Origin of the sequence: Herbidospora daliensis, assembly GCF_001570585.1 — a bacterium.
Classification (GTDB): domain Bacteria; phylum Actinomycetota; class Actinomycetes; order Streptosporangiales; family Streptosporangiaceae; genus Herbidospora; species Herbidospora daliensis.
In genome coordinates this window covers 15,850-40,401 of record NZ_BBXF01000010.1, presented here as the reverse complement: position 1 = coordinate 40,401, position 24,552 = coordinate 15,850, and the positions used below count along the sequence as shown (strand labels likewise).

Here is a 24,552-nt window from a genome sequence, read left to right as displayed (position 1 = left end):
CCCCCGCGAGACCGACACCCGCGCCGACCAGCCTGGACGCATCCACCCGATGCCGACCAGGAACGGACGTTCACCTCATGTACCGGTGGCTGGCGCCCCTGCTGCTCACCCTCGTCGCCGCCTGCGGGCCCCTCCAGGCCGACGCCGTCGGCGTGGCCGACGGACTCGTGGAGGGGCACATCTCCCCGTTCGACGACTCGCCCGCGATCACGAACCTCGACCCCGCCCTGCTGCGCGCCGTCCGTCAGGCCGCCCGCGACGCGGCCGCCGACGGCGTCGAGCTCTACCTGACCACCGCCTGGCGCAGCGAGCGCTACCAGCGGAAACTCTACGACGAGGCGATCACCAAGTACGGCAGTGAACACGAGGCCCGCCGCTACGTCAGCACCCCCGGCCAGTCGCGCCACGTCACCGGCGACGCCGTCGACGTCGGGCCCACCGACGCCGACGACTGGCTCAACCGGCACGGCCGCGCCTACGGCCTCTGCCAGACGTACGCGAACGAGATGTGGCACTTCGAGCTGGCCACCACGCCGGGCGGCGACTGCCCGCCGATGCGGGCCGACGCGAGCGCCCGGCGGTGAGTCAGTGGCGCGCCACCGCGTCGTCGTCGACCCGCCGGACCACCACGGTGCTGATGCGGTTGCGGCGGCCGGCCAGTTCGTCGGCCGTCAGCCGCAGCCCGGCCACGGTCGCCTCGGAGCCGGCGATCGGCACCCGGCCCAGGGCGTGGGCCAGCAGGCCGCCGACCGTGTCGACGTCCTCCGACTCGATCTCGGTGTCGAACAGCTCCTCGAGCTCCCACACCGCGAGCCGGGCGGTGACCCGGACCGCGCCGTCGTCGAGGTGCTCGACCCGGGGGGCCTCCTGGTCGTATTCGTCGGCGATCTCGCCGACGATCTCCTCGATGACGTCCTCGATCGTGACGAGACCGGCGGTGCCGCCGTATTCGTCGATCACGATCGCCAGGTGGATCTGCCGGGCCTGCATGTCGCGCAGCAGGTCGTCGATGGGCTTGCTCTCGGGGACGTAGGTCGCCGGGCGCATCAGCTCCTCGACCGCGCCCTCGTCGTCGCCGGTCTCCTGGATACGGCGGACGATGTCCTTCAGGTAGGCGATGCCGATGACGTCGTCTTCGTTCTCGCCCGTCACCGGGACCCGGGAGAAGCCGCTGCGCAGCGCCAGCGACAACGCCTGTTCGAGGGTCTTGTGGCGCTCGATGAAGACCATGTCGGTCCGCGGCACCATGACCTCGCGCACCAGCGTGTCACCCAGCTCGAACACCGAGTGGATCATCTCGCGCTCGTCGGGCTCGATCACCCGCCGCTCTTCGGCCAGGTCGACCAGGTCGCGCAGCTCGGCCTCGGAGGTGAACGGCCCCTCGCGGAAGCCCTTGCCGGGGGTGACCGCGTTGCCGAGCAGGATCAGCAGCGTCGGCAGCGGCCCGAAGATCCGGGTCAGGCCGTAGACGACCGGCGCGCTGAACAGCGCGATCGGCTCGGCGTGCTGCCGCCCGAGCGTGCGCGGGGAGACGCCGACGATGACGTAGGCGATGACGATCATGGCCCCGGCCGCCGCCGCGTAGGCCTGGCCCGTGTCGCCCAGCCAGTCGATGAACAGCAGCGTCGCGATCACGGTCGCGCCGAGCTCGCAGCTCATCCGCAGCAGGAGCAGCAGGTTCAGGTAACGAGGGGGGTCGGCCACGATGGCCTGGAGGGGGTTGGCGCCGCGGCGTCCGTCTTTGACGAACTCCTCGGCGCGCACGCGGGAGATCCGGGTGAGCGCGGTCTCCGCGCTCGCGAGCAGGCCGCCGCCGACGACGAGGGCGACGGCCGAGAACAACCAGCCGTTACTCATGGTTCCTAAGGGGCTGTCTTACGCCACGACTCGAGCAGCTCGCCCTGGAGGCCGAACATCTCGGCGTGCTCCTCGGGCTCGGCGTGGTCGTAGCCCAGCAGATGGAGGATGCCGTGGGTGCACAGCAGATCGAGTTCGTCTTGCGTCGGATGACCCGCCTCGGCGGCCTGCCGGGCCGCCACGGTCGGGCAGAGGACGACGTCGCCCAGAAGTGCGGGGTCGGGCGAGGCGTCGTCGTTGCGGCCCTGGCCGGGCCGGAGCTCGTCCATGGGGAAGGCCAGCACGTCGGTGGGGCCGGGCTCGCCCATCCACTGCTCGTGGAGGGCGGTCATGGCGGCCTCGTCGACGACCAGGATCGACAACTCCGCGAGGGAGTTGATGCCCATCTGGCCGAGGACGTGCCCGGCGAGGGCGACGAGACGGCTCTCGTCGACCTCGGTGCCGGACTCGTTGTTGACCTCGATCGTCATCGCCGCCCCCTGGGCCGGTTGGTGCCGTTGGCGCGCGGGTCGGACGCCAGTGCGGCGTCGTAGCGGCCGTAGGCGTCGACGATCTGCCCCACCAGCTTGTGGCGGACCACGTCGGCGCTGGTCAGACGGCTGAAGTGGATGTCGTTGATGCCTTCGAGGATGCCCTGGACCACCTTGAGGCCGCTCTGCGTGCCGCCCGGCAGGTCGACCTGCGTGACGTCACCGGTGACGACGATCTTGGAGTTGAACCCCAGGCGGGTCAGGAACATCTTCATCTGCTCGGGCGAGGTGTTCTGGGCCTCGTCGAGGATGATGAAGGCGTCGTTGAGCGTCCGGCCGCGCATGTAGGCGAGCGGGGCGACCTCGATCGTGCCCGCCGCCATCAGGCGCGGGATCGAGTCGGGGTCGATCATGTCGTGGAGGGCGTCGTAGAGCGGCCGCAGGTAAGGGTCGATCTTCTCGTAGAGCGTGCCGGGCAGGAAGCCCAGCCGCTCGCCGGCCTCCACGGCCGGACGGGTCAGGATGATGCGGTTGACCCGCTTCTCCTGCAGGGCCTTCACGGCCTTGGCCATCGCCAGATAGGTCTTGCCGGTTCCCGCGGGGCCGATGCCGAAGACGATCGTGTGCTTGTCGATCATGTCGACGTAGTTCTTCTGGTTGACCGTCTTCGGGCGGATCGTGCGCCCGCGCGAGGAGATGATGTCGAGCGAGAGCACCTCGGCCGGGCGGCCGTTGCTCTGGCGCAGCATGGAGATGCTGCGCTCGACCGCGTCGGGGGTCAGCTGAGCCCCCGAACGGGCGAGCTCGACCAGTTCCTCGAACAGCCGGACGACCACACCGCTCTCGTCGGGGGACCCGGTGATGGTGATCTCGTTGCCCCGCACGTGGATGTCGGCCCGGAAGCTCTTCTCGATGACCCGGAGGAGCTCGTCACGCGAGCCCAGGATGCTGATCATCGCGTGCTCGTCGGGGATCACGACCTTGGCGTGGGTCTTCTGTGTTTCGCGCGTCTCGGACATGGGCGGCCTCGTCGGGCCTGCTCGCCTCCCTATTAACCGCTGTCAATGGTAGCCGTCCGCTACCCCATCTGGAGCGTCAGCGGCGCCCCGCCCAGCAGGTGGAGATGGGCGTGGAAGACGCTCTGCCCCGAGTCGGGCCCGGTGTTCAGGACCAGCCGGTAACCGGACTCGGCGATGCCTTCGGCGACCGCTACGGCCTTCGCCGTTTTGATCACGTCGTCGGCGAGCCCAGCCTCCGCCAGTTCCCCCGCGTCGCGCACATGGTTTTTCGGTACGACCAGAACATGTGTGGGGGCATGGGGATTGATGTCACGGAAGGCAAGGGTGGTGTCGGTCTCGTACACGACCGTCGCGGGTATCTCACGAGCCACGATTGCGCAGAACAGGCACTCATTCTTCACGGGGGAAGCCTAGCGTTGCCAATCGGTAATCCCCGGAATGTCCCGTGCAAAGATCTGCCCGGATAGGGTTTATGTGCGAGACTGCACCGTCAACCAATCCCCTGTGTCGGGCGAGGACACAACTGGGTCATGCCCCCTAATGATTCGGAAGAACGTAAACCCCCTGGCAAGGACGAGCGTCCTACTGATGTGACCACCGAGACCCTCGTGGCCGACAGGTCGCTGGGCACGGTGCCGGTCGGGTGGGATGCCGACATGGCCGTTACGGCGCTTTACAGCGCCCACTATCGGTCACTGGTGCGTCTCGCGGTGCTGCTGGTCCGCGATGTGGCCAGCGCCGAAGAAGTCGTGCAGGACGCGTTCGTCGCCATCCATGGCGCCTGGCGCAGGCTGCGCGATCCCGACAAGGCACTTGCGTACCTGCGACAGTCGGTCGTCAACCGTTCGCGCTCCGTGCTGCGTCATCGAGCCGTCGTGGAGAAGTACGCCCCCAAGGGCCTCCCCGACGCGCCGAGTGCCGAAAACGGCGCCATCGGCGAACTCGAGCGCACCGCGGTGATCGAGGCGCTGCGCGCCCTGCCCCAGCGGCAGCGCGAAGCGCTGGTCCTGCGCTACTACGGCGACCTTTCCGAGGCCGAGATCGCCCACGCCATGGGCATCTCCAAAGGCGCGGTGAAGAGTCACACCGCCAGAGGCATGGCCTCATTACGTCAAGTGCTGGAGAAGTTCTCATGACCATCCCCCCCGACGAGCACGGCGACCTCCTCCGCCGTGTGATGCGCGCGGAGGCGGACTCGGTCGTGCCGTCTCCCGACGGACTGGAGATCATCCGCCACCGCATCGACAACCGCGGCCTCCGCGGTCTGTTGTGGTGGCGCATAGGTGCGTCCGTGGCCGCCGCCGCCCTGGTGGCCGGAATCGTGGTCGTCACCGTTCCCGGAATACGCGAGAACGTGGGCGTCGACTTCGTGGGCAACGGAACCGGAACCGAGCAGACCCCGGCCGGCGAGCTGCCGAGCGCCGGCTCGACCGCCCAGCCGCCGCCGACCCAAGACGAGCCCGGGATCTCGATCACCACCCAGAACCCCACCCGGGCCCCCGAGACGACGCCGCCGGCGACCTCGTCCGCGCCGTCGCAGCCCGCCGCCGCGCCGCCGCCCGAGCCGTCGTCCGACCCGTGCGTCACCCCGGAGCCGACCCCGGCCCCCGACCCGGCCGTCGCGGCGAAGTGCCCGACGCAGGAGGCCAACCCGACCTCGGGACCGACGAGCAAGCCCAACCCGAGCGGGACCAAGTCCCCGACGAAGCCGTCGCCGACGCCGACGGCCGACTCCCCCAGCCCCGCCCCGACCGGGTGCGGCGACGACTGCCCCACGCCGACGCCCGACCCGTCTCCCGCGGTGACGCCGTCGACGGTGGAGGTCTCGACCCCGGCGTCGTAAGCCTTTTCGAAGCGGGCCTTTCCGGAACGTGCCAAGCGCACTCCGGGGAGGCCCGCTTCGCTCTACCAGCGGCCGGTGCGGGTCAGCAGGACCGCCGCCGCCGCGACCCCGGCCGTCGAGGTGCGCAGCACCGTCGGGCCCAGGAGGGCCGGGAGCGCCCCGGCCTCCCGGAAGCGGGTGATCTCGTCGTCGGACACGCCGCCCTCGGGGCCCACCACCACGACGATGTCGCCCTTCTCGGGCAGGTCGACGCGCGAAAGCGGCTCGGCCGCCTCCTCGTGGAGCACCACGGCCAGCGCGGCCGATTCGAGCAGCGCCGCCACCTGGTTGGTGGAGGCGGGTTCGAGGACCTCGGGCAGGTGGAAACGCCGGGCCTGCTTGCCCGCCTCACGCGCGGTGGAGCGCCAGCGGGCCAGCGACTTGGCCGCGCGCTCGCCCTTCCACTGGGTGATCGACCGGGACGCCGACCAGGGCACGATCGCGTCGACCCCGGCCTCGGTCATCATCTCGACGGCCAGTTCGCCCCGATCGCCCTTCGGCAGGCCCTGCACGACCACCAGGCGCGGCGAGGGGGGCGGGATGTCGTACACGCGCAGGACCGTGAGGTCGAGGTGGTCCTTGCCGGCGTGGTCGACCGCGCACTCGGCCACCCGGCCCGCGCCGTCGGTCACGTCGACGCGCTCGCCCGCCGTGATGCGGCGCACGGCCGCCGCGTGGCGGCCCTCGGGCCCGGCCAGGGTCAGGCGCGGGCCCGGGGTGACCTCACCCAGGAAGACGGGGACGGTCATCGGCCGTTGAACGCGTCCTTCAGGCGGGAGAAGAAGCCCTGCTGGCCCGGGGCGAACTTGCCGGGCGGGCGCTCCTCACCGCGCAGCTGGGACAACTTGCGGAGCAGTTCCTCCTGCTCGGGGTCGAGCTTCAGCGGGGTCTCGACGTTGACGTGGATCAGCAGGTCGCCCCGGCCGGTCTCGTTGAGGCGCTGCACACCCCGCGCGTAGAGCGGGATGACCTGGCCCGACTGGGTGCCGGGGCGGACGTCGATCTGCTCGGGGCCGTCGAGGGTCTCCATGGTCAGGGAGGTGCCCAGGGCGGCGGCGGTCATCGGGATCGAGACGGTGCAGTGGAGGTCGTCGCCGCGGCGTTCGAACGTCGGGTGGGGACGCTCGACGATCTCCAGGAACAGGTCGCCGGGCGGGCCGCCGCCGGGGCCGACCTCGCCCTCGCCCGCGAGCTGGATGTGGGTGCCGTCTTCGACGCCCGCCGGGATGCGGACCTTGATGGTCCGGCGGGTGCGCACGCGGCCGTCGCCGGAGCACTCCTGGCAGGGGTGGCGGATGACGCTGCCGAAGCCGCCGCACTGGGGGCACGGGCGGGAGGTCATGACCTGGCCCAGGAACGAGCGGGTCACCTGGGAGACCTCGCCCCGGCCGTGGCACATGTCGCAGGTGTCGGGGTGGGTGCCGGCGGCGGCGCCGGAGCCCTGGCAGACCTCGCACAGGATCGCGGTGTCGACCACGAGCTCGCGGGTGGTGCCGAAACCCGACTCGGCCAGGTCGAGCTCGACCCGGATCGTCGCGTTGCGGCCCCGGCGGGCCCGCGACCGGGGGCCGCGCGAGGCGGAGGCCGTGCCGAAGAAGGCGTCCATGATGTCGCTGAAGGGGAAGCCCGCGCCGAAACCGGCGCCGCCGCCCGCGCCCCCGAAGGGGTCGCCGCCCATGTCGTGCATCTGGCGCTTCTGGGGGTCGGAGAGCACCTCGTAGGCCGCGGTGATCTCCTTGAAGCGCTCCTGCGTCGCCGGGTCGGGGTTGACGTCGGGATGCAGTTCACGGGCCAGCCGGCGGTAGGCCTTCTTGATCTCTTCCTGGCTCGCGTCGCGGCGTACGCCGAGGGTGGCGTAATAGTCCTTGGCCACTTATGACCCCGCCAGGATCTGGCCGACATAGCGCGCGACCGCGCGCACCGCACCCATCGTCACCGGATAATCCATTCGCGTCGGGCCCAGCACTCCGAGCCGGGCCAGTTCCTTGTCTCCCGAGCCGTATCCGGCGGCCACGATCGAGGTGCCGCGCAGACCGGTGTAGGGGTTCTCCGAGCCGATCCGGACGGTCAGCTCGGACAGGTCGTCGGTCTCGCCGAGGAGGCGCATCAGGACGACCTGCTCCTCCAGGGCCTCCAGCACGTCGCGCAGGCCGATGGTGAAATCGGCGGCGGCGAGGTTGGCGGCCCCGGCGAACACGATCTTCTCTTCGTGCCGTTCGACCAGCGTCTCCAGGATCACCGAGAGGATCGTGGCGGCCGCCGGCCGGTCTTCGGGGGACAGCCGCTCGGGCAGCGCGGCCACGGTCTCGGGGACCTGGGCCAGCCCGCAGCCGTCGAGCGCCGTGTTGAGCACGGCGCGCAGGTGGGACACCCGGTCGTCGGCGATGACCTCGGGCAGATCGACCACCCGCTGCTCGACGCGGCCGGTGTTGGTGATCAGGACCAGCATGACCCGCCGGTCGGCCAGCGGCACGATCTCCACGTGCCGGACCGTCGAGCGGGTCAGCGAGGGATACTGCACGACCGCGACGTGGCGGGTCAGCTGCGCGAGCAGCCTGACGGTCCGCATGACGATCTCGTCGAGGTCGATCGCGCCGGCCAGGAAGGTCTCGATGGCCCGCCGTTCGGCGCCCGAGAGGGGCTTGACCTGGGACAGCCGGTCGACGAACAACCGGTAGCCCTTGTCGGTCGGCACCCGCCCCGCGCTCGTGTGGGGCTGGTGGATGTAGCCGCCGTCTTCGAGGGCCGCCATGTCGTTGCGGATGGTGGCCGGCGAGACTCCGAGGTTGTGCCGGTCGGCCAGCGCCTTGGAACCCACGGGCTCGTTGGTGGAGACGTAGTCTTCGACGATCGCCCGCAGCACCGCCAGCTTCCGGTCGTCAAGCACGTTCTCACCTCCCTGGCACTCTGTGTTCCCGAGTGCCAAGTGTACGGCCACCGTCCCCGGGGTGCGATAACACAGTCGGGCACGAGGGGAACAAGCCGACTGCAAATACGTCGCAAGTCGCATTCCACACAATGTCCCTCATGACCGCTCAATATGGCCAGAACTATGGCCAGCAGCCCCACCCCTATTACGGCGCCCCCCAGTCCCCCTACGGCGGCCCGCCGCCGCAGGGGCCCATCCGCCCCCGGATCCTCTGGATCGTGTTGTCCTGGGTCTTCTTCCTGGTCACGCTCGTCGTCGGCGGCGTGCTCTTCGCCGCGGGCGTCGGCTCGACCATCGCCAACATCGGCGAGATCGCCCCGTCGTCGTCGTTCCAGGGCGGCGAGACCGTCAAGGTGACCATCGACCCGGCCGACAGCCCCGCCATCTGGGCCGCCGCCGGGCAGCCCACCGACGTCCAGTGCCAGGTCACCGGCGCGGACCCGAGCCGGCAGATCACCCTCGACAAGGCGGCCGGCTCGCAGACCCTCACCTACGACGGCACCGAGTGGGAGATGCTCTTCACGATCGGCGTCCCGGCCAAGGGCGAGTACCAGGTCGCCTGCGACGGCGAGGGCGTCACGTTCGGCGTCGGCAAGCAGCTGCTGTCGGCCGTCACCGCCGACGCGGCGGGCGGGCTGGTGGGTGGCCTGGCCGCGCTGGTCATCCTGCCCGGCCTTGGTTTCCTGATCGCCGTGATCGTGACGATCGTGGTGCTGGTGCGGCGCGGCCGGGCCCGCCGCCGGATGATGGGGATGTACTAACGTTCGCGGCATGTACGAGCGGGACGTGCTCTCCGGAGACTGGCGGCGCCCCAAGAAGGGGACGATCCCGCAGATCCCAGCCGAGCTCGACCTCGTGGTCGAGTGGGCCGACGACGGGTTCTGCGGGGCGGTGGTGGCCTGCGACAAGGAGGCCGTCACCCTGGAAGACCGGTTCGGGCGGCGACGGTTGTTCCCCATGGAACCCGCCGCCTTCCTCCTGGAGGGCAGGCCCGTCACGCTCGTCCGCCCCCAGGCCGGACCGAAGGGCCCGAAGCGCAGCGCCTCGGGCTCCATCGCGGTCGAGGGCCTGAAGGCCCGGGTCGCCAAGGAGAGCCGGATCTACGTCGAGGGCGTGCACGACGCCGCGCTCGTGGAGAAGATCTGGGGCCACGACCTCCGGGTGGAGGGCGTGGTCGTCGAGTACCTCGAAGGCGTTGACCACCTGCCCGAGATCGTCGCCGAGTTCGGCCCCGAACCCGGCCGGCGGCTCGGCGTGCTGGTCGACCATCTCGTCGCCGGTTCGAAGGAGAGCCGGATCGCCGCGCAGGTGACGGGCCCCCACGTGCTGGTGGCGGGCCATCCGTTCGTGGACGTCTGGCAGGCGGTCAAGCCCGCCGTGCTGGGCATCGGGGCGTGGCCGCAGGTGCCGCGCGGGATCCCGTGGAAAGAGGGCGTGATCGCCGCGCTGGGCTGGCGGATGGAGCCGCCCGACGCCTGGCGGCACATCCTCGGCCGGGTGAACAGCTACGCCGACCTGGAGCCCGAGTTGCTGGGCCGGGTCGAGGAGCTCATCGACTTCGTCACGTCAGATCCCTGACCACGGCGTCGGCCAGCAGGCGGCCCTGGAGGGTCAGCACCGCGCGGCCCTTCTTGAACGCCTCGACGTCGAGCAGCCCGCCGGCGAGCGCCTTGGCCGCCGCCGGCCTGACCTCTTTGGCCAGGTCGTCGAGCGGGTAGCCGTCGACCAGGCGCAGTTCGAGCATGACGCGTTCGAGGGTGCGCTCCTCGGCCGAGGTCTGCTCGCGCGCGTGGGCGGGCGAGTGGCCCTGGGCCAGGCGGGCGGCGTAGGCCGACGGGTGCTTCACGTTCCACCAGCGCACCCCGCCGACGTGGCTGTGGGCGCCCGGACCGGCGCCCCACCAGTCGGCGCCCGACCAGTAGAGCAGGTTGTGGCGGCAGCGGGCCTTCTCGCTGGTGGCCCAGTTGGAGACCTCGTACCAGGAGAAACCGGCCTTGGTGAGCAGTTCGTCGGCGATCAGGTAGCGGTCGGCGGCGACGTCGTCGTCGGGCATGGGCAGGTCGCCGCGGCGGATGCGGGCGGCCAGGCGGGTGCCGGTCTCGACGATCAGGGAGTAGGCCGACACGTGGTCGGGCCCGGCCGCGACGGCGGCTTCGAGCGAGGCCCGCCAGTCGTCGTCGGTCTCGCCCGGCGTTCCGTAGATCAGGTCGAGGTTGACGTGGCCGAACCCCGCCTCCTTCGCGTCGTGGACGGCCTGGGCGGCGCGTCCCGGCGTGTGCCTGCGGTCGAGCACCTGGAGCACGTGGTCGCGGGCGCTCTGCATGCCGAAGGAGATGCGGTTGATGCCGCCCTCCCGAAGGGCCGCCAGCTCGCGGGGGCCGACCGACTCGGGGTTGGCCTCGGTGGTGACCTCGGCGTCGTGGTCGATCCCGAACTCCTCGTGGACGGCCTTGAGGATGCGCACCAGATCGCCGGGCGGCAGCAGCGTGGGGGTGCCGCCGCCGAAGAACACCGTGGAGACCGACAGGTCGGCGTCGCCGAGCACCCGCCGGGCCAGCCGGATCTCCTCGATCGCGGTGTCGGCGTAAGAGCTTTGTGATGCGCCGGACCCTAGCTCCGACGCCGTGTAGGTGTTGAAGTCGCAGTAGCCGCACCGGCTCGCGCAGAAGGGGACGTGCACATAGAAACCGAACGGACGCCCGCCCAGGGTGGCGAGCGCCGAAGACGGCAGTTCACCGGACGTGGGGACGGGTTCGCCGTCGGGGAGCACGGAGGGCATCCGCCCAGTCTGCCCGATGCCGGGGAGTTCATTGACGCGGTCGCTCGCACGCATTTATGATCCCGGCAAACTTACAGGAAACTTTCCTATAAGAAATGCCTCCTAGCAGCGGAGACAACAGTGCCGAGACTTCGCACCCCCCTTCTGTTAGCCCTGGTGGCCGGCCTGGTCGCCACCGCCGCGCCCGCCCCCGCCCAGGCCACGCCCGGCGGCTCGGGATACAAGCGCGTGGCCTACTTCATCCAGTGGGGCATCTACGGCCGCAACTACCACGTCAAGGACATGGTGACGACCGGCGCCGCCGCCAAGCTCACCCACATCAACTACGCCTTCGGCTTCGTCAACCAGGGCGGCGAGTGCTACTCGGCCGACCCGTGGGCCGACTGGCAGCGCCCCGTCCCGGCCGAGCAGAGCGTCGACGGCGTCGCCGACGACGGCACCGGCGCCATCGCCGGCAACATGAACCAGCTCAAGAAGCTGAAGGCCAAGTACCCGAGCCTCAAGGTCCTCATCTCGCTGGGCGGCTGGACCGGCTCCAAGTGGTTCTCCGACGCCGTCGTCACCCCCGAGGCCCGCACCAAGCTGGCCGCCTCCTGCATCGACCTGTGGCTGAAGGGCAACCTGCCCGGCGCCGCCCCCGGCGCGGGCGCCGGCGTCTTCGACGGCATCGACCTCGACTGGGAGTGGCCCGGTTCCTCCGGCGAGGTCGGCAACGTGATCCGCCCCGAGGACAAGCAGAACTTCACCCTGTTCCTGGCCGAGCTGCGCCGCCAGATGAACGCCTTCAACAAGAAGCACGAGCTCACCGCCTTCCTCCCCGCCGCCGCCGCCAAGATCGACGCCGGCTTCGAGGTCAAGAAGGTCTTCTCCTACCTCGACTTCGCCACCGTCCAGGGCTACGACCTGCACGGCTCGTGGGAGCAGGTCACCGGCCACAACGGCAACCTGTTCACCGACCGCAAGGACCCGAACGCGGTGAAGTTCAGCGTCGACCAGACGGTGAAGGACTACCTGAGCCGCGGCGCCCCCAAGAAGAAGATCGTCGTCGGCGTCCCGTTCTACGGCCAGGGCTGGACCGGCGTCACCGCCGGCGGCAACGGCCTCTGGAAGCCCGCCACCGGCCCCGCCCCCGGCAAGTGGGCCAACGGCACCGACGACTACAAGGACATCGTCAACAAGCCCGGCAAGCGCCACCGCGACCTGCTGACCGGCGCCCTGTGGCTCTATGACGGCAACGAGTTCTGGTCCTACGACGACCCGATCTCGCTCGTCGAGAAGGCGGCCTACATCCGCCTGAAGGGCCTCGGCGGCGCGATGATGTGGTCGATCGACCAGGACGACAGCCGCGCGTCCCTGACGACCGCGCTCTACAAGGTCCTCCGCTGACCTGAACGACGAGGGCCGGAGCGCAACTGGGTCGCGCTCCGGCCCTTCATTCTTTCCGTGGACGTCCACGCGCGGCGACGGGCAGGGAAGCGGACCGGCTGGTTTCCGGGATAGGGAAACCTATCCCTCGCGGCGGAACCTCCCGACGCCGCCATCCGCTATATCGTCAGATTGACGATATGGGGTGAGCGTCCTGTGATCGATTTCGTGCGGTCGATCTTCGAGAACGAACCCAACTGGGTCGTGGTCACCTTCATCGGCGCGGTCATCGGCGCCACCGTGCAGCGGTGGGCGCCCGCCGGCCGCCTGCTGTTCGATCGCGGCCGGCGACGCCCCATGCTCGGCGCCTGGCACGAATGCCACTACACCTTCGACTCGGGCCGCGAGGTGATCGGCCGAGGTCACGTCGTCATCCGCCGGGGCGTGCGCCACCGCCTGATCGTCACCATCCGCGACGAGAGACGGCAGACGCTCGGCCCGGGCGCCGGGTTCGAATACGAAGGCCAGCTCACCGAGGAGGACCACCTGCTGGTCGTCGCGACCGAGGTGCTGCACCGGCACACCCTGGTGGTGCGCTACCTCAACCCGCTCGTCTCCAAGCCCGAGCCGGTGGTCGGCATCTGGCTGGTCGAAGACCACGACAAGAACCCCGCGGCAGGGGTGAGCCTGCTCACCCGCAATCGCCTGACGGACGAGGACGCGGCGGCGATGTTGCGCTCGCACAGCGCCGCGGGACGCCGCGCCCTCCGGATCAAGCCCTACGCGGGCGCCTGAGGCGCTACTTCTTGGCCTTTTCTGCGGCGCCGCTCGAGTCGGTGCTCAGTGCTGCCACGAAAGCTTCCTGGGGGACTTCCACGCGGCCGACCATCTTCATGCGCTTCTTGCCCTCCTTCTGCTTCTCCAGGAGCTTGCGCTTGCGGGAGATGTCGCCGCCGTAGCACTTGGCCAGGACGTCCTTGCGGATCGCGCGGATGTTCTCGCGGGCGATCACGCGGGCGCCGATCGCGGCCTGGATCGGGACCTCGAACTGCTGCCTCGGGATCAGGTCTTTCAGCTTCTTGGCCATGTCGACGCCGTAGGCGTAGGCCTTCTCGCGGTGGACGATGGCCGAGAACGCGTCGACGGCCTCGCCCTGGAGGAGGATGTCGACCTTGACCAGGTCGGAGTCCTGCTCGCCGGAGGGCTCGTAGTCGAGGGAGGCGTAGCCACGGGTCTTCGACTTCAGCTGGTCGAAGAAGTCGAAGATGATCTCGCCGAGGGGCAGGGTGTAGCGGATCTCGACGCGGTCTTCGCTCAGGTAGTCCATGCCCTGGAGGGCGCCTCGGCGGCCCTGGCAGAGCTCCATGATGGCGCCGATGAACTCGGCGGGCGCCAGGACGGTCGCCTTCACGGTCGGCTCGTAGATCTCGGCGATCTTGCCCTCGGGGAACTCCGAGGGGTTGGTCACCGTGTGCTCGGTGCCGTCTTCCATGATGACGCGGTAGATGACGTTGGGGGCGGTCGAGATCAGGGCCAGGTTGAACTCGCGCTCCAGGCGCTCGCGCACGATCTCCATGTGGAGCAGGCCGAGGAAGCCGCAGCGGAAGCCGAAGCCCAGGGCCGCCGACGACTCGGGCTCGTAGACCAGGGCGGCGTCGTTGAGGCGCAGCTTGTCGAGGGCCTCGCGGAGCTCGGGGAAGTCGTCGCCGTCGATCGGGTAGAGGCCCGAGTAGACCATCGGGCGCGGGTGCTCGTAGCCGCCGAGCGCGTCATTCGCCGGCTTGGCGGCCGAGGTGACGGTGTCGCCCACGCGCGACTGGCGGACGTCCTTCACACCGGTGATCAGGTAGCCCACCTCGCCGACGCCGAGGCCGAGGGCCGAGGGCAGCGGCTCGGGGCTGATGACGCCGATCTCCAGCGTCTCGTGCTGCGCCTTGGTGGACATCATCAGGATGCGCTCGCGCTTGCCGAGGTGGCCGTCCATGACGCGGACGTAGGTGACGACGCCCCGGTAGGTGTCGTAGACCGAGTCGAAGATGAGGGCCCGCGCGGGGGCGTCGGCGTCGCCGACCGGGGCGGGGATGGTGTCGACCACGTGGTCGAGCAGCTCCTTGACGCCCACGCCGGTCTTGCCCGAGACGCGCAGCACGTCGGAGGGCTCGCAGCCGATCAGGCCGGCCAGCTCCTCGGCGTACTTCTCCGGCTGGGCGGCCGGGAGGTCGATCTTGTTGAGGACCGGGATGATGTTGAGGTCGGCGTTCATGGCCAGGTAGAGGTTGGCCAGCGTCTGCGCCTCGATGCCCTGGGCGGCGTCGACGAGCAGGACCGCGCCCTCGCACGCCTGGAGCGACCGCGACACCTCGTAGGTGAAGTCGACGTGGCCGGGCGTGTCGATCATGTTGAGCACGTGGCCGTTCCACGGCAGCCGCACGGCCTGCGACTTGATGGTGATGCCGCGCTCGCGCTCGATGTCCATCCGGTCGAGGTATTGGGCGCGCATGGACCGGTCGTCGACCACTCCGGTGATCTGGAGCATCCGGTCGGCAAGCGTTGACTTGCCATGGTCGATGTGCGCGATGATGCAGAAATTGCGGATCAACGCGGGGTCGGTCTGGCCGGTCTGAGTGCGCACCGAAGTCCGTTTCAACTGGGATTGAGGCGATCGACGGCTGGCGGAGCAGCCACCCTCCATGGTCGCATGTCCCCATGCTTGCCTCGACCACGCGCCGCCGTGTGCTGCTCGGCCTGTCGATTCTCGTCGCGTTGCCGCTGGTCCTGGCGGTGACCGGAACGGCCGTGTTGCGGCTCGACTACGTGGGCACCCCCTCGGCCACGGCGCGTTCGGCGGGCACCGACGCGTTGTGGATGGGGCACATGTGGGTCGACGGGCGGCGTACCGAGAAGGATCTTGAGGCGCTGAAGCCGCGGCTCACGCACATGCGGGACCTGTTCGTGCATTCCGGGCCCTATGGGGCCGACGGGCGGCTCGATCCGGGGCTCCACCCCAGGTCGCGCGAGTTCCTGGCGTGGGCGCGGACCCACCTGCCGGGGGTGCGGGTGCTGCCGTGGCTGGGGCAGACGGTCAACGAGGACGACGCGGGCTTCCTCGACCTCGACGACCCGGCCACCAGGGCCAACGTCATCGCGGGGGCGCGCGAGATCGTCGCGCTCGGCTACGACGGCGTCCACTACAACTTCGAGCCGGTCATGGACGGCGACGCCGCCTACCTGAGCCTGCTGGAGGAGACGCGGGCGGCGATCCCGAACGCCCGCATCTCGATCGCCAGCCACCAGATCGAGCCCTTCCCCGGCGCGGTAACCGGCTGGAACGCGGTGGTCGGGCACGGCAAATACTGGTCGGAGGGGTATTTCCGCAAGGTGGCCGAGCGGGTCGACCAGGTGGCGATCATGACCTACGACTCGTGGACGCCCCTCCAGACCGTCTACGGCGGCTGGGTCGCCCGCCAGGCCCGCAAGGCGTTCGCGCTGGCCCCCGCCTCGACGGGCGTGCTGATCGGCGCCCCGGCCTACCACGACCACAAGCTGGGCCTGACCGACTACGCCGAAAGTGTGGAGATGGCGGCCGAGGGGCTCCGGCTGGTGATCAGCGAGACTCCGCGCCAGGACACCGGCCTGGCCCTCTACGTCGACTTCGCGGCCACCGAGGAGGATTGGAAGGAGTACCGCGAGTCATGGGTGCTGGTATCCTAGACAACTGCGTATGGCACGCCCTCTCACCGAGCCAGCGCGACCCATACCGAAACCCAGACTTCTTTTTGAGGCTTCTTCGTGGCGAACATCAAGTCCCAGATCAAGCGCAACCGGCAGAACGAGAAGGCCCGGCAGCGCAACAAGGCCGTCAAGTCGTCCCTCAAGACGGCTGTCCGCAAGTTCCGCGAGGCCGCCGAGTCCGGCGACGCCGCCGCGGCGTCCGCGGCGATGCAGGCGGCCAGCCGCCAGCTCGACAAGGCCGTGAGCAAGGGCGTCATCCACAAGAACCAGGCCGCCAACCGCAAGTCGGCGATCGCCAAGCGCGCCGCCGCCCTCGCGGCCAGCTAGGTCTGCGTTCAGCGACGTTCCGGAAGCCGTGTCCCGACACCCTCGGGGCGCGGCTTCCGCCGTTGTCGGGATTCAACCCGTAATATGTCACGTTTTCGATATCACATTGGCATCGCCGCAGCGTACCGGCTAGGTCACCGTCTCCCCTGACCGGTCGTCAAGACCGCCTGCTCCCCTATCGTGTGCCGCACAACGGCAAAAACGATGGGAGTCGGTACATGCGGGGGCGTATTCCGCTGGTCCTGCGGCGCGCGCTCAGCCAGCCGCTCCTCCTCGTCGCCGCGTTCGGTTCGATCCTGCTGGCCACCACGGCGCTGGTGGCGCTGATCATGTACGCCGTCACCGTCGCCGAGGTCGGCGTCCGCCGGACCATGGAGACGGCCCCGATCCGGACCACCTCGGCCAAGGTCACCACGCCGGTCGACGCGACGACCTTCCCCCAGCGCGACGCCCTCATCCGGGCGCAGCTCGACAAGACGTACGGCGACGTGCCCGCCGAGGTGACGGTCGGCATCCGGTCGGACTCCTACGCGATGCCCGGCCAGGAGAAGCAGGAACAGCCCGAGCTGACCCGGTTCGCGACCTACCAGAACCTCGACCGGCACGCCCAGCTCGTCGAGGGCGCCTGGCCGGCGCCGTCTCCGACGGGGGTCGTCGAGGTCGTGCTGTCGCAGCCGGCCGCCCAGGAGATGAACCTGACCAGCGGCGCCGCCTTCACGATCGTGGGGCGGCTCGACGACAAGCCCGTCGACGTCAAGGTCAGCGGGATCTTCCGGCTGACCGACCCCTACAGCGACCGGTGGAACGACGACGAACTGCTGCGGCGGGGCGCGGAGGTCCGCAACTACACGACGTACGGGCCGCTGATGGTGGCCGAGGAGACGTTCGTGCAGCGGTTCGCGACGAACGTGACCGCGACCTGGTTCGCGGTGCCCGACCTGCGGGACCTGCCGCGGGAGGAGCTGCGGCCGTTCGCCGACGCGGTGGCCGCGCTCAACGACGACGTCAAGCGCGACTGCTCGGGCTGCGCGACGGTCAGCAACCTGCCCGAGATGCTCGCCCAGCTCGACCAGGCCGCGCTGGTGGCCCGCTCGACGATGCTGGTGCCGGTGCTCCAGCTGCTGGTGCTGGCGGCGTACGCGCTGATGCTGACGGCGCGGCTGCTGGCCGACCACCGGCGGATGGAGGTCGCGCTGCTGCGCTCGCGCGGCGCCGGGTCGATGCGCCTCGGGCTGCTGGCCGGGGCCGAGTCGCTGCTGGTGGCGCTGCCGTGCGCGATCGTGGCGCCGTTCCTGGCCCCGCCCGTGCTGACCTTGATCGGGTCGCTGCCGTGGCTGCGGGCCACCGGGGTGCGGCTGACGCCCACGCCGAACCTGTCGACGTTCCTGATCTCCGCGGGGGTGGCGGTCGCGTGCGCCGTCCTGCTGGCGCTGCCGGCCTGGCGGGGGGCGCGGCGGACGTACATAGAAGAACAGTCGGCCCGCGGGCGCGGCGAGAAGCAGGGCATCATCCAGCGCGCCGGCGGCGACCTGGTCCTGCTCGTCGTGGCGGCGCTCGCGGTCTGGCAGCTCCAGCGGTACGGCGCTCCGGTCACGTCCACGTCGAGCGGCGGTCTGGGCATCGACCCGCTGATCGTGACGGGACCGGCACTGGCCCTTCTGTGCGGGGGCATGCTGGGCCTGCGGCTCGTCCCGATCGTCTCGGGCATCGCCGAACGGTGGACGAGCCGCAGGTCCAGTCTCGCGCCGGCGCTGGGCGCCTGGCAGGTCAGCCGCCGCCCGCTGCGCTACTCGGGCCCCGTGCTGCTGCTCACGATGGCCATCGCGATCGGCGTGGTGTCGGTCGCGACGGCGGCCACCTGGCGGGGGTCCCAGGAGGACCAGGCGCGCCACATCGCCGCCGCCGACCTGCGGGTCGCCGGGCCGGTCGCGGGCGCCGAACTCGGCGCGCTCGGCCGGGCGGGCACCTACGCGGCGCTGCCCGGCGTCACCGGGCTCAGCCCGGTCTACCGGGGCGCGGTCGAGCTCGGCGGCGACGACGCGGTGTTCCTGGCCGCCGACGCCGGACGCCTCGACGGGCTGCTGCACCTGCGTTCCGACCTCACCCCGATGACCGTGCCGGAACTCGCCGGCGAGTTGTCCTCGGCCCGGCCCGACCCGGTCTCGATCGCGATCCCGGGCGAACCCGCCGCGCTGAACCTGCGCATCCGGTTCACCCTCGCCGAGCCGGCCAACGCCGACGGCTACCAGGGCATGCCGCTGCGCCTGGTCGTGCGCGACCGCCTCGGCACCCGGACCGAGGTCCGCACCCCCGCGCTGCGCACCGACGGCCGCGACCACCGGGTCGTCGCCGACCTGAAAGCGCTGGGCGGGCGCTCGGGCGCCGTCGCCTACCCGCTGACGATCGAGGGCGTGCTCCTGGACGTCCCGATCCCGCCCGAGGGCAGCGCGCTCACCCTGGCCGTCGACTCGATCACCACCGACGCCGGGGCCGCACTGACCGCGCCGTCGTGGACGGTCGCGCAGCGCGGCAAGGAGAGCATCGACAAGCCCGAGATCACGCCCGGCGGCTTCCTGACGATCACGACGAGCCGCCCGGCCTCCCACCCGGCCGACGTGCCGGTCGAGTCGGAGCACATCGCGATGCTGCCCGGCCCGGCCGCCGCCACGACGCTGCCGGTCGCGGTCACCGCCGACCTGGCCGCCAGCTCGAAGCTGGTGATCGGCAAGACGGCGACCATGGCGATCGACGGCACACCGACCCCCGTGACGCCCGTCGCCATCCTGAAGGCGATGCCCGGCACCGAGGGCCGGCAGCCGGCCGTGCTGGCCGACCTCGAGACCCTCCAGACGCGGGACCTCGCGGGGGCGTACCCGCCGCATCCCGCCACGGAGTGGTGGCTGTCCGCCGACGGCGGGCGGGCCGAGGCGGAGATGACCAGGCACGTCGACTGGGACCAGACGATCGTGTCGCGCACCACCCTGACCCGCCAGCTCCAGGACGACCCGCTGGCCAGCGGCCTGCAGGGCGCGCTGATCCTGGGCTTCGCGGCGGCGCTGGTGTTCGCGGTGCTCGGCTTCCTCGTCAACGCGGCCGTCGCGGCCCGCGAACGCGCCACCGAGTTCGCGCTGCTGCGCGCGCTCGGGGTGAGCTTCAACCAGGTCTTCGGGCTGCTCGCCGTCGAGCAGACCTTCATCATCGGGTTGTCCCTGGTGGGCGGTACGGCTCTCGCCGTCGCCGTGGCCACCCTCGTCGTGCCGCACATCGTGCTCACCGGGCAGGCGACGGCGGTGACCCCCGGGGTGCTGCTGGACATCCCGTGGGGCGCGACGGCCGCCCTGCTCGCGGCGGTGGCGCTGTTGCTGTTCGCGGTGGTCGGCGGCCTGGCCCGCACGCTCCGCCGCCAGGGTCTCGGCCGCGCGCTGCGCATCGGGGAGGACTGAGTGAACGTCTGGCAGCTCGTCAAGGTGCACCGGGGCAGCGCCCTGGTGCTGGCGCTGCTGAGCCTCTCCGCGTCGCTGCTGCTGGCGGCGCTGCCCCGGGGCTACGAGCGGGCCTACGACGACGCGGTCCACGGCATGCTCGGCGACGTCTCGGTGCAGGTGAGCGACCTCGGGGTGACCGGGCGGCCGATCGCGCAGCAGGCGCTGCTCACCCACCCGGCCGACTTCCGCAACCGGTACGAGGAGATCGCCAAGGGCTTCCCGGCGCAGCTGAAGAAGGTGATCGTCCCGCTCGGGCAGGGCACCTCCCACTTCAGCGCCAAGACCACCGGCACCCCGGTCAGCGACCGCATCGGCGCGGCCCGGCGCAACAACCAGTACGTCGACTTCTCCTGGTTGCCCGACGCGGCCTCCCGGGTGAAGTGGGTCAAGGGCGAACCGCCCGGCGCGTCCTCCACACTGGCCCGGCTGCCCGGCCGGCCCGACCTCAGGAACCTGACGGTCATCGAGATCGGCGTGGTGGCCGAGGCCGTCGAGGAGATGGGCATCGACGTCGGCGCCACCCTCGTTCTCGGCAACAGCTACCCGGTCGTGGCCAAGGTCACCGGCCTCTACGAGCTCACCGACGCGGCCGACCCGTTCTGGGAGCACAACGGCGAGGTCACCCGGGTCGTCGAGCGGCCCATCCCCCACTCGACCGACAACGAGTGGCTGACCTCCGGCCTGATCAGCGACGACGGCCTCGCCAAGCTCGACGAGCGCCGCGAGGTGAGCTACTGGTGGATCTTCGGCGTCGACCGCGACCACGTCGCGGCGGCCACCGCCCCGGCAGTGATCGCCGAGGTGAACGACTACCGGCGCTTCCTCGGCGAGCTGTCCGGCGGCGCGTGGGGCAGCCCGCTCGCCCTCCACTACGAGCTGCTGACCGGCCTCGACCGGGTGCTCGGCGACTTCCTGGTCGTGCTGCGCACCGCCGAGACCCTGCTCTACCTGCTGCTGGGCGGGCTCGCGGTGGTGTCGCTCGGCGTGCTGGCGCTGGCCGTGCAGCTGCTCACCGAGCGCATGCGCACGGGCCTGTCGCTGGTACGGGCCCGCGGCGCCTCCCTCGCCCAGGTGGTGCGGACCGGGGTCGCGGTCGTCGCGCTGGCGGTGCTGCCCGCCGCGCTGGCCGGATACGGCCTGTCGTACCTGGTGCCCGGCCCGTCGACGCCGCTCGCGCACGTCGTCCCGGTCGTGCTGGCCGTGGCGACGCTGCTGTTCGCGACCGGGCGGGTCGCGCTGGCGCACCGCCGTCCGCTGAAGGACAGCCGGTCCGACCTCGTGTCGGCCCGCCCCTCGCCCCGCCGCATCGCGCTGGAGTCGCTCGTGGTGCTGCTCGGCGTGGGCGGCGCCTACCTGATGCGCACGCGCGGCGTGGCGAGCGAGGCGCAGGAGCTCGGCGTCGACCCGTTCCTGGTGCTGGCGCCCGCCGGGCTGGCGCTGGCCGCCGGGATCCTGACGCTGCGGCTCTACCCGCTGCCCTTGAAGCTGTTCACGCGGCTGGCCGGACGGCGTCCCGGCGCGGTCCCGTTCCTGGGCCTGACGCTGGCCGCCCGGTCGCGCGGCGGGGCGGCGCTGCCGGTGCTGATCCTGCTGCCCGCGCTGGCCGTGTCGGTGTTCGGGGCGCTGGTGTCGGGCGCGATCGGCGACACCCAGAGCCGGGCCGCGTGGCGCGACGTCGGCGGGCAGGCCCGGATCGAACGGGCCGCCGAGATCCCCGAGGACGTCGTCGCCAAGGTCGAGGCGCTGCCCGGGGTCACCTCGGTGCTGCGGGCCGGCAAGGGCAACGTCCAGGTCGGCATCGGCGGCATGCGGGCGACCGTGTTGTCGATCGACCTGAAGGACTACCGCGAACTCGTCGACGGCTCGCCCCTGGTGGTGCCCGACCCGCCGCGCGGGCTCGGCATCCCGGCGCTGGTGTCGACGACGCTGGTGCCGTACAAGGAGATCGAGGTCGGGTGGCACACCCGGATGACGATCCGCAACATGGGCCGGCTCGACGAGCTGCCCGGACTGTCGTTCCCGGGCGAGAACCTGATCGTGATGCCGTTCGACGGGCCGAAGCGGGCGGGGCTGCGGACGTACACGAACATCCTGCTGGTCAACGGCGACGTCGACCGGGCGACGCTGGAACGCACGATCGGCCTGGCCGACGCCGAGGTGGAGACCTACGCGAGCGCGCTGGCCGACGTCCAGGACACCCCGCTGACCGGCGCCGTCACGGTCGCCTTCACCGTCGCGACCGTGGCCATGGGCGTCTACGCGCTCATCGCCGTGATCGTGGCCCTGGTGATCGGCGCCGCCGACCGCGCCAAGGCGCTGTCGTTCCTGCGTACGCTGGGGCTGTCCCAGCAGCAGGCCCGCACGCTGACCGTGCTGGAGGTGGCGCCCCTGATCGTGCTGACCGCCGTGGCCGGCCTCGCGCTCGGCCTCGTGCTGCCCCTGGTGGTCGGCCCCGGCCTCGACCTGTCGTCGTTCGCGGGCCTGGCCGTCACCGACTTCCCGCTGAGCCTCACCACACCCGCCCTGCTGGCGGCCACCCTGACCGCCGTCTCGATCCTCGGCGCCTTCGCCCACGCGACCGCCGGGCGCCGCGTCACCACCGCACTCCGAGTGGGGGAATCCTCATGACCACACTGTCCGACCTGGAGGCCCAGGCGAGCCGCCGGGCGCCCGCGTTCGGCGAGCACGCCCACATCCTGTGCGACAACCTGGTCCGCATCTACAAGACCGAGGGCGTGGAGGTGGTCGCCCTCCAGGGCCTCGACCTGCTGATCGAGAAGGGCGAGCTGATCGCGATCGTCGGCGCGTCGGGCTCGGGCAAGTCGACCCTGCTGAACGTGCTCTCGGGTCTGGACGTGCCGACCGCCGGCCTCGCCCGGGTGGCCGGCATGGACCTGCTGTCGATGACCGCCAAGGACCGCCTGCGCTACCGCCGTTCGGTGGTCGGCTTCATCTGGCAGCAGACCGCCCGCAACCTGCTCCCCTACCTGACGGCCCGCGAGAACGTGCTGCTCCCGATGAAGCTGGCCGGCCGCAAGGTCACCCCCGGCCGGGCCGACGACCTGCTCGAACTCCTCGGCGTCGCCGACTGCGCCCCCCGCCGGCCCGGCCAGATGTCGGGCGGCGAGCAGCAGCGCGTGGCCATCGCCGTCGCCCTGGCCAACTCCCCCGAGGTGATCCTGGCCGACGAGCCGACGGGCGAGCTCGACAGCGACACCTCCGAGGAGGTGTTCGGCGCGCTGCGCAGCGCCAACCGCGAACTCGGCGTGACGGCCGTCATCGTCACCCACGACCCCCTGGTCTCCGAGCAGGTCGACCGGACCGTCGGCATCCGCGACGGCCGCACCTCCAGCGAGACCCTGCGCCGCACCTCCGAAGACGGCGACGTGATCGCCGAGGAGTACGCGGTCCTCGACCGGGTGGGCCGCCTGCAGCTCCCCCGTGACTTCATGAACGCGCTGGAGATGGAACGGCGCGTCAGGCTCGAACTCGAACGCGACCACATCGGAGTGTGGCCGGCCGGCGCTGGCGAGGAGAACGGCGAATGAGCGCACCGCTTGTCGTGGTGGAAGGTCTGCGGAAGGTCTACCCGCGCGGCGTCGAGGCGCTGCGGGGCGTGTCCTTCACCGCCTCCCCCGGGGAACTGATCGCCGTCCGCGGCCGGTCGGGGTCGGGCAAGACGACCCTGCTGAACCTGCTCGGCGGCCTCGACGCGCCCACCGAGGGGCGGGTGTTCGTGGACGGGAAGGAGGTCACCGCTCTTCCCGAGGCGGGCCTGCTGGAGCTGCGGCGCGACGTGATCGGGTTCGTGTTCCAGTCGTTCGGGCTGATCCCGGTCTTGTCGGCCGCGGAGAACGTGGGCGTGCCGATGCGCCTGAGCCGGACCGCGCCCGCCGAGCGCGACGAGCGGGTGAAGTCGCTGCTCGCCCTGGTGGGGCTGGAGCAGCACGCCAACCAGCGGCCGTACGAGCTGTCGGGAGGCCAGCAGCAGCGGGTGGCGATCGCCAGGTCGCTGGCCAACCGGCCGAAGTTGCTGATCGCCGACGAGCCGACCGGTCAGCTCGACTCGCAGACGGCGCGGCAGATCATGCAGCTGCTGCGGGCGCTGGTGCGCAGCGAGGGGGTCACGGCGGTGGTCGCGACCCACGACCCGAGCCTGATCACACTGGCCGATCGGGTGCTGGAACTGCGGGACGGGGTCTTCCTGGAAGCGGAGACCTCAGCGGCCTGAGCCATTCCCGCATGAGCTCGACGTCCGTGTCGGTCAGGCCGATGTCGGGACGCACCCTGTGCAGCAGGGCCGGTGCCCGGTGGTGGCGGGCCACCCAACGGCGGTCGACGTCCGTGAGCTCGTCGTCGGCCCAGATGAACGGGCGGCTCCCGGCCCACGCCACCAGGTGGCGCGTCTTCCAGTGGAGTTCGCCCTGCTCGTCGGCGTCGGGCCAGTCGACGTAGGGCAGGTCGGGCAGGCCGAGAATCGGCGCGATGACGTCGTTGGCGTGCGAGGCCCAGGTGGTCGCCCAGACGAGCTCGCAGGGCAACGCGGCGAGCTTGGGGCCGAGCGCGGGGTCGACCCGGCCGAGCAGCGGGTTCTCCCCGGATACGGCGTTCCTGATGGCGTGCCGACCGCCGAAGGGGATGACCGGGCCGTCGACGTCCAGGAACAGGATGGGAAGATCGTCGGGCACCGCTGGAGCATAAGCGGCA

General features: G+C 71.0%; 23 protein-coding genes. 13 read left to right on the top strand and 10 right to left on the bottom strand.

Annotated elements, in window-relative coordinates:
• Positions 1–77 precede the first annotated feature (77 nt).
• Positions 78–584: a M15 family metallopeptidase gene (locus AW274_RS35240; protein WP_062442347.1), complete on the top strand. Its 507-nt coding sequence runs from the start codon at positions 78–80 to the stop codon at positions 582–584.
• Position 585: 1 nt separating this feature from the next.
• Here AW274_RS35240 and AW274_RS35235 read toward each other — a convergent pair whose 3' ends face one another.
• From AW274_RS35235 to AW274_RS35220, 4 genes are read right to left on the bottom strand one after another with little or no spacing between them, the layout of a single operon-like run.
• Complete coding sequence (locus tag AW274_RS35235) at positions 586–1,857, bottom strand: hemolysin family protein (RefSeq protein WP_062442343.1); 1,272 nt, start codon at positions 1,855–1,857, stop codon at positions 586–588.
• Between the two features lie 5 nt (positions 1,858–1,862).
• Positions 1,863–2,327 carry an rRNA maturation RNase YbeY gene (ybeY, locus tag AW274_RS35230; protein ID WP_062442339.1) on the bottom strand — a complete coding sequence of 155 codons (465 nt, stop codon included), beginning with the start codon at positions 2,325–2,327 and terminating at the stop codon, positions 1,863–1,865.
• The gene (locus AW274_RS35225; RefSeq protein ID WP_062442336.1) at positions 2,324–3,346 is read right to left on the bottom strand and encodes a PhoH family protein; all 1,023 of its coding nucleotides are present in this window, start codon (positions 3,344–3,346) and stop codon (positions 2,324–2,326) included. Before AW274_RS35225 ends, ybeY begins: the two co-directional genes overlap by 4 nt.
• Positions 3,347–3,405: 59 nt before the next feature.
• Positions 3,406–3,747: a histidine triad nucleotide-binding protein gene (locus AW274_RS35220; RefSeq protein WP_062442333.1), complete on the bottom strand. Its 342-nt coding sequence runs from the start codon at positions 3,745–3,747 to the stop codon at positions 3,406–3,408.
• A gap of 255 nt (positions 3,748–4,002) precedes the next feature.
• Here AW274_RS35220 and AW274_RS35215 point away from each other — a divergent pair, with 255 nt between their 5' ends.
• Both AW274_RS35215 and AW274_RS35210 read left to right on the top strand, forming a co-directional pair.
• Positions 4,003–4,482 (top strand): SigE family RNA polymerase sigma factor, encoded by a 480-nt coding sequence (locus tag AW274_RS35215; RefSeq protein WP_051759275.1) that lies wholly within the window; start codon positions 4,003–4,005, stop codon positions 4,480–4,482.
• Positions 4,479–5,189: a superantigen-like protein SSL4 gene (locus tag AW274_RS35210; RefSeq protein WP_062442330.1), complete on the top strand. Its 711-nt coding sequence runs from the start codon at positions 4,479–4,481 to the stop codon at positions 5,187–5,189. The genes AW274_RS35215 and AW274_RS35210 overlap by 4 nt, the downstream gene beginning before the upstream one ends.
• 62 nt (positions 5,190–5,251) lie before the next feature.
• Here the strand turns inward: AW274_RS35210 and AW274_RS35205 are convergent, their stop codons facing one another.
• Genes AW274_RS35205 through hrcA form a run of 3 tightly spaced genes read right to left on the bottom strand, consistent with a single transcriptional unit; the run spans position 5,252 to position 8,115 of the window.
• On the bottom strand, positions 5,252–5,977 hold the full coding sequence (locus tag AW274_RS35205) for a 16S rRNA (uracil(1498)-N(3))-methyltransferase (RefSeq protein ID WP_062442327.1): 726 nt from the start codon (positions 5,975–5,977) through the stop codon (positions 5,252–5,254).
• Positions 5,974–7,101 (bottom strand): molecular chaperone DnaJ, encoded by a 1,128-nt coding sequence (gene dnaJ, locus AW274_RS35200; protein WP_062442324.1) that lies wholly within the window; start codon positions 7,099–7,101, stop codon positions 5,974–5,976. The genes AW274_RS35205 and dnaJ overlap by 4 nt, the downstream gene beginning before the upstream one ends.
• Positions 7,102–8,115 carry a heat-inducible transcriptional repressor HrcA gene (gene hrcA / locus AW274_RS35195; protein ID WP_062442320.1) on the bottom strand — a complete coding sequence of 338 codons (1,014 nt, stop codon included), beginning with the start codon at positions 8,113–8,115 and terminating at the stop codon, positions 7,102–7,104.
• Positions 8,116–8,255: 140 nt separating this feature from the next.
• Here hrcA and AW274_RS35190 point away from each other — a divergent pair, with 140 nt between their 5' ends.
• Both AW274_RS35190 and AW274_RS35185 read left to right on the top strand, forming a co-directional pair.
• Positions 8,256–8,918 carry a hypothetical protein gene (locus AW274_RS35190; protein ID WP_062442316.1) on the top strand — a complete coding sequence of 221 codons (663 nt, stop codon included), beginning with the start codon at positions 8,256–8,258 and terminating at the stop codon, positions 8,916–8,918.
• A gap of 10 nt (positions 8,919–8,928) precedes the next feature.
• The gene (locus AW274_RS35185) at positions 8,929–9,735 is read left to right on the top strand and encodes a DUF3097 domain-containing protein (RefSeq protein ID WP_198169563.1); all 807 of its coding nucleotides are present in this window, start codon (positions 8,929–8,931) and stop codon (positions 9,733–9,735) included.
• On the opposite strand, the gene hemW is transcribed toward AW274_RS35185, so the two are convergent.
• Positions 9,719–10,936: a radical SAM family heme chaperone HemW gene (gene hemW / locus AW274_RS35180; RefSeq protein ID WP_062442314.1), complete on the bottom strand. Its 1,218-nt coding sequence runs from the start codon at positions 10,934–10,936 to the stop codon at positions 9,719–9,721. The two genes, AW274_RS35185 and hemW, sit on opposite strands and share 17 nt — an antisense overlap.
• Positions 10,937–11,056: 120 nt before the next feature.
• On the opposite strand from hemW, the gene AW274_RS35175 reads away from it, so the two are divergent.
• Positions 11,057–12,322 carry a glycoside hydrolase family 18 protein gene (locus AW274_RS35175; protein ID WP_062442310.1) on the top strand — a complete coding sequence of 422 codons (1,266 nt, stop codon included), beginning with the start codon at positions 11,057–11,059 and terminating at the stop codon, positions 12,320–12,322.
• Positions 12,323–12,517: 195 nt separating this feature from the next.
• Positions 12,518–13,096: a hypothetical protein gene (locus tag AW274_RS35170; RefSeq protein WP_062442306.1), complete on the top strand. Its 579-nt coding sequence runs from the start codon at positions 12,518–12,520 to the stop codon at positions 13,094–13,096.
• A 4-nt stretch (positions 13,097–13,100) separates the two neighbouring features.
• Here AW274_RS35170 and lepA read toward each other — a convergent pair whose 3' ends face one another.
• Complete coding sequence (gene lepA, locus AW274_RS35165) at positions 13,101–14,933, bottom strand: translation elongation factor 4 (protein ID WP_062442301.1); 1,833 nt, start codon at positions 14,931–14,933, stop codon at positions 13,101–13,103.
• Positions 14,934–15,007: 74 nt separating this feature from the next.
• On the opposite strand from lepA, the gene AW274_RS35160 reads away from it, so the two are divergent.
• The 6 genes from AW274_RS35160 (at position 15,008) to AW274_RS35135 (ending at position 24,076) form a co-directional block, all read left to right on the top strand.
• The gene (locus AW274_RS35160) at positions 15,008–16,012 is read left to right on the top strand and encodes a glycoside hydrolase family 18 protein (protein ID WP_062442296.1); all 1,005 of its coding nucleotides are present in this window, start codon (positions 15,008–15,010) and stop codon (positions 16,010–16,012) included.
• 78 nt (positions 16,013–16,090) lie between these two features.
• Entirely contained in the window at positions 16,091–16,360 is a 270-nt protein-coding gene (rpsT, locus tag AW274_RS35155) for a 30S ribosomal protein S20 (protein ID WP_062340140.1), read from the top strand.
• Positions 16,361–16,578: 218 nt separating this feature from the next.
• Positions 16,579–19,803 carry an ABC transporter permease gene (locus tag AW274_RS35150; RefSeq protein ID WP_062442292.1) on the top strand — a complete coding sequence of 1,075 codons (3,225 nt, stop codon included), beginning with the start codon at positions 16,579–16,581 and terminating at the stop codon, positions 19,801–19,803.
• A complete protein-coding gene (locus AW274_RS35145; RefSeq protein ID WP_062442287.1) occupies positions 19,804–22,473 on the top strand; it encodes an ABC transporter permease family protein in 2,670 nt (889 codons plus the stop codon).
• Complete coding sequence (locus AW274_RS35140; RefSeq protein WP_062442273.1) at positions 22,470–23,393, top strand: ABC transporter ATP-binding protein; 924 nt, start codon at positions 22,470–22,472, stop codon at positions 23,391–23,393. The genes AW274_RS35145 and AW274_RS35140 overlap by 4 nt, the downstream gene beginning before the upstream one ends.
• On the top strand, positions 23,390–24,076 hold the full coding sequence (locus tag AW274_RS35135; protein ID WP_062442270.1) for an ABC transporter ATP-binding protein: 687 nt from the start codon (positions 23,390–23,392) through the stop codon (positions 24,074–24,076). Before AW274_RS35140 ends, AW274_RS35135 begins: the two co-directional genes overlap by 4 nt.
• Here AW274_RS35135 and AW274_RS35130 read toward each other — a convergent pair.
• Positions 24,006–24,533 (bottom strand): HAD domain-containing protein, encoded by a 528-nt coding sequence (locus AW274_RS35130; RefSeq protein ID WP_062442266.1) that lies wholly within the window; start codon positions 24,531–24,533, stop codon positions 24,006–24,008. The two genes, AW274_RS35135 and AW274_RS35130, sit on opposite strands and share 71 nt — an antisense overlap.
• Between the last annotated feature and the right edge of the window lie 19 nt (positions 24,534–24,552).

Coding starts and splice junctions, on each gene's coding strand:
- ybeY (WP_062442339.1), bottom strand. CDS start 2,327: ATGACGATCGAGGTCAACAACGAGTCCGGCACCGAGGTCGACGAGAGC.
- AW274_RS35240 (WP_062442347.1), top strand. CDS start 78: ATGTACCGGTGGCTGGCGCCCCTGCTGCTCACCCTCGTCGCCGCCTGC.
- AW274_RS35235 (WP_062442343.1), bottom strand. CDS start 1,857: ATGAGTAACGGCTGGTTGTTCTCGGCCGTCGCCCTCGTCGTCGGCGGC.
- hemW (WP_062442314.1), bottom strand. CDS start 10,936: ATGCCCTCCGTGCTCCCCGACGGCGAACCCGTCCCCACGTCCGGTGAA.
- AW274_RS35185 (WP_198169563.1), top strand. CDS start 8,929: ATGTACGAGCGGGACGTGCTCTCCGGAGACTGGCGGCGCCCCAAGAAG.
- AW274_RS35160 (WP_062442296.1), top strand. CDS start 15,008: ATGCTTGCCTCGACCACGCGCCGCCGTGTGCTGCTCGGCCTGTCGATT.
- AW274_RS35225 (WP_062442336.1), bottom strand. CDS start 3,346: ATGTCCGAGACGCGCGAAACACAGAAGACCCACGCCAAGGTCGTGATC.
- AW274_RS35135 (WP_062442270.1), top strand. CDS start 23,390: ATGAGCGCACCGCTTGTCGTGGTGGAAGGTCTGCGGAAGGTCTACCCG.
- AW274_RS35190 (WP_062442316.1), top strand. CDS start 8,256: ATGACCGCTCAATATGGCCAGAACTATGGCCAGCAGCCCCACCCCTAT.
- AW274_RS35150 (WP_062442292.1), top strand. CDS start 16,579: ATGCGGGGGCGTATTCCGCTGGTCCTGCGGCGCGCGCTCAGCCAGCCG.
- AW274_RS35210 (WP_062442330.1), top strand. CDS start 4,479: ATGACCATCCCCCCCGACGAGCACGGCGACCTCCTCCGCCGTGTGATG.
- AW274_RS35215 (WP_051759275.1), top strand. CDS start 4,003: ATGGCCGTTACGGCGCTTTACAGCGCCCACTATCGGTCACTGGTGCGT.
- AW274_RS35205 (WP_062442327.1), bottom strand. CDS start 5,977: ATGACCGTCCCCGTCTTCCTGGGTGAGGTCACCCCGGGCCCGCGCCTG.
- AW274_RS35140 (WP_062442273.1), top strand. CDS start 22,470: ATGACCACACTGTCCGACCTGGAGGCCCAGGCGAGCCGCCGGGCGCCC.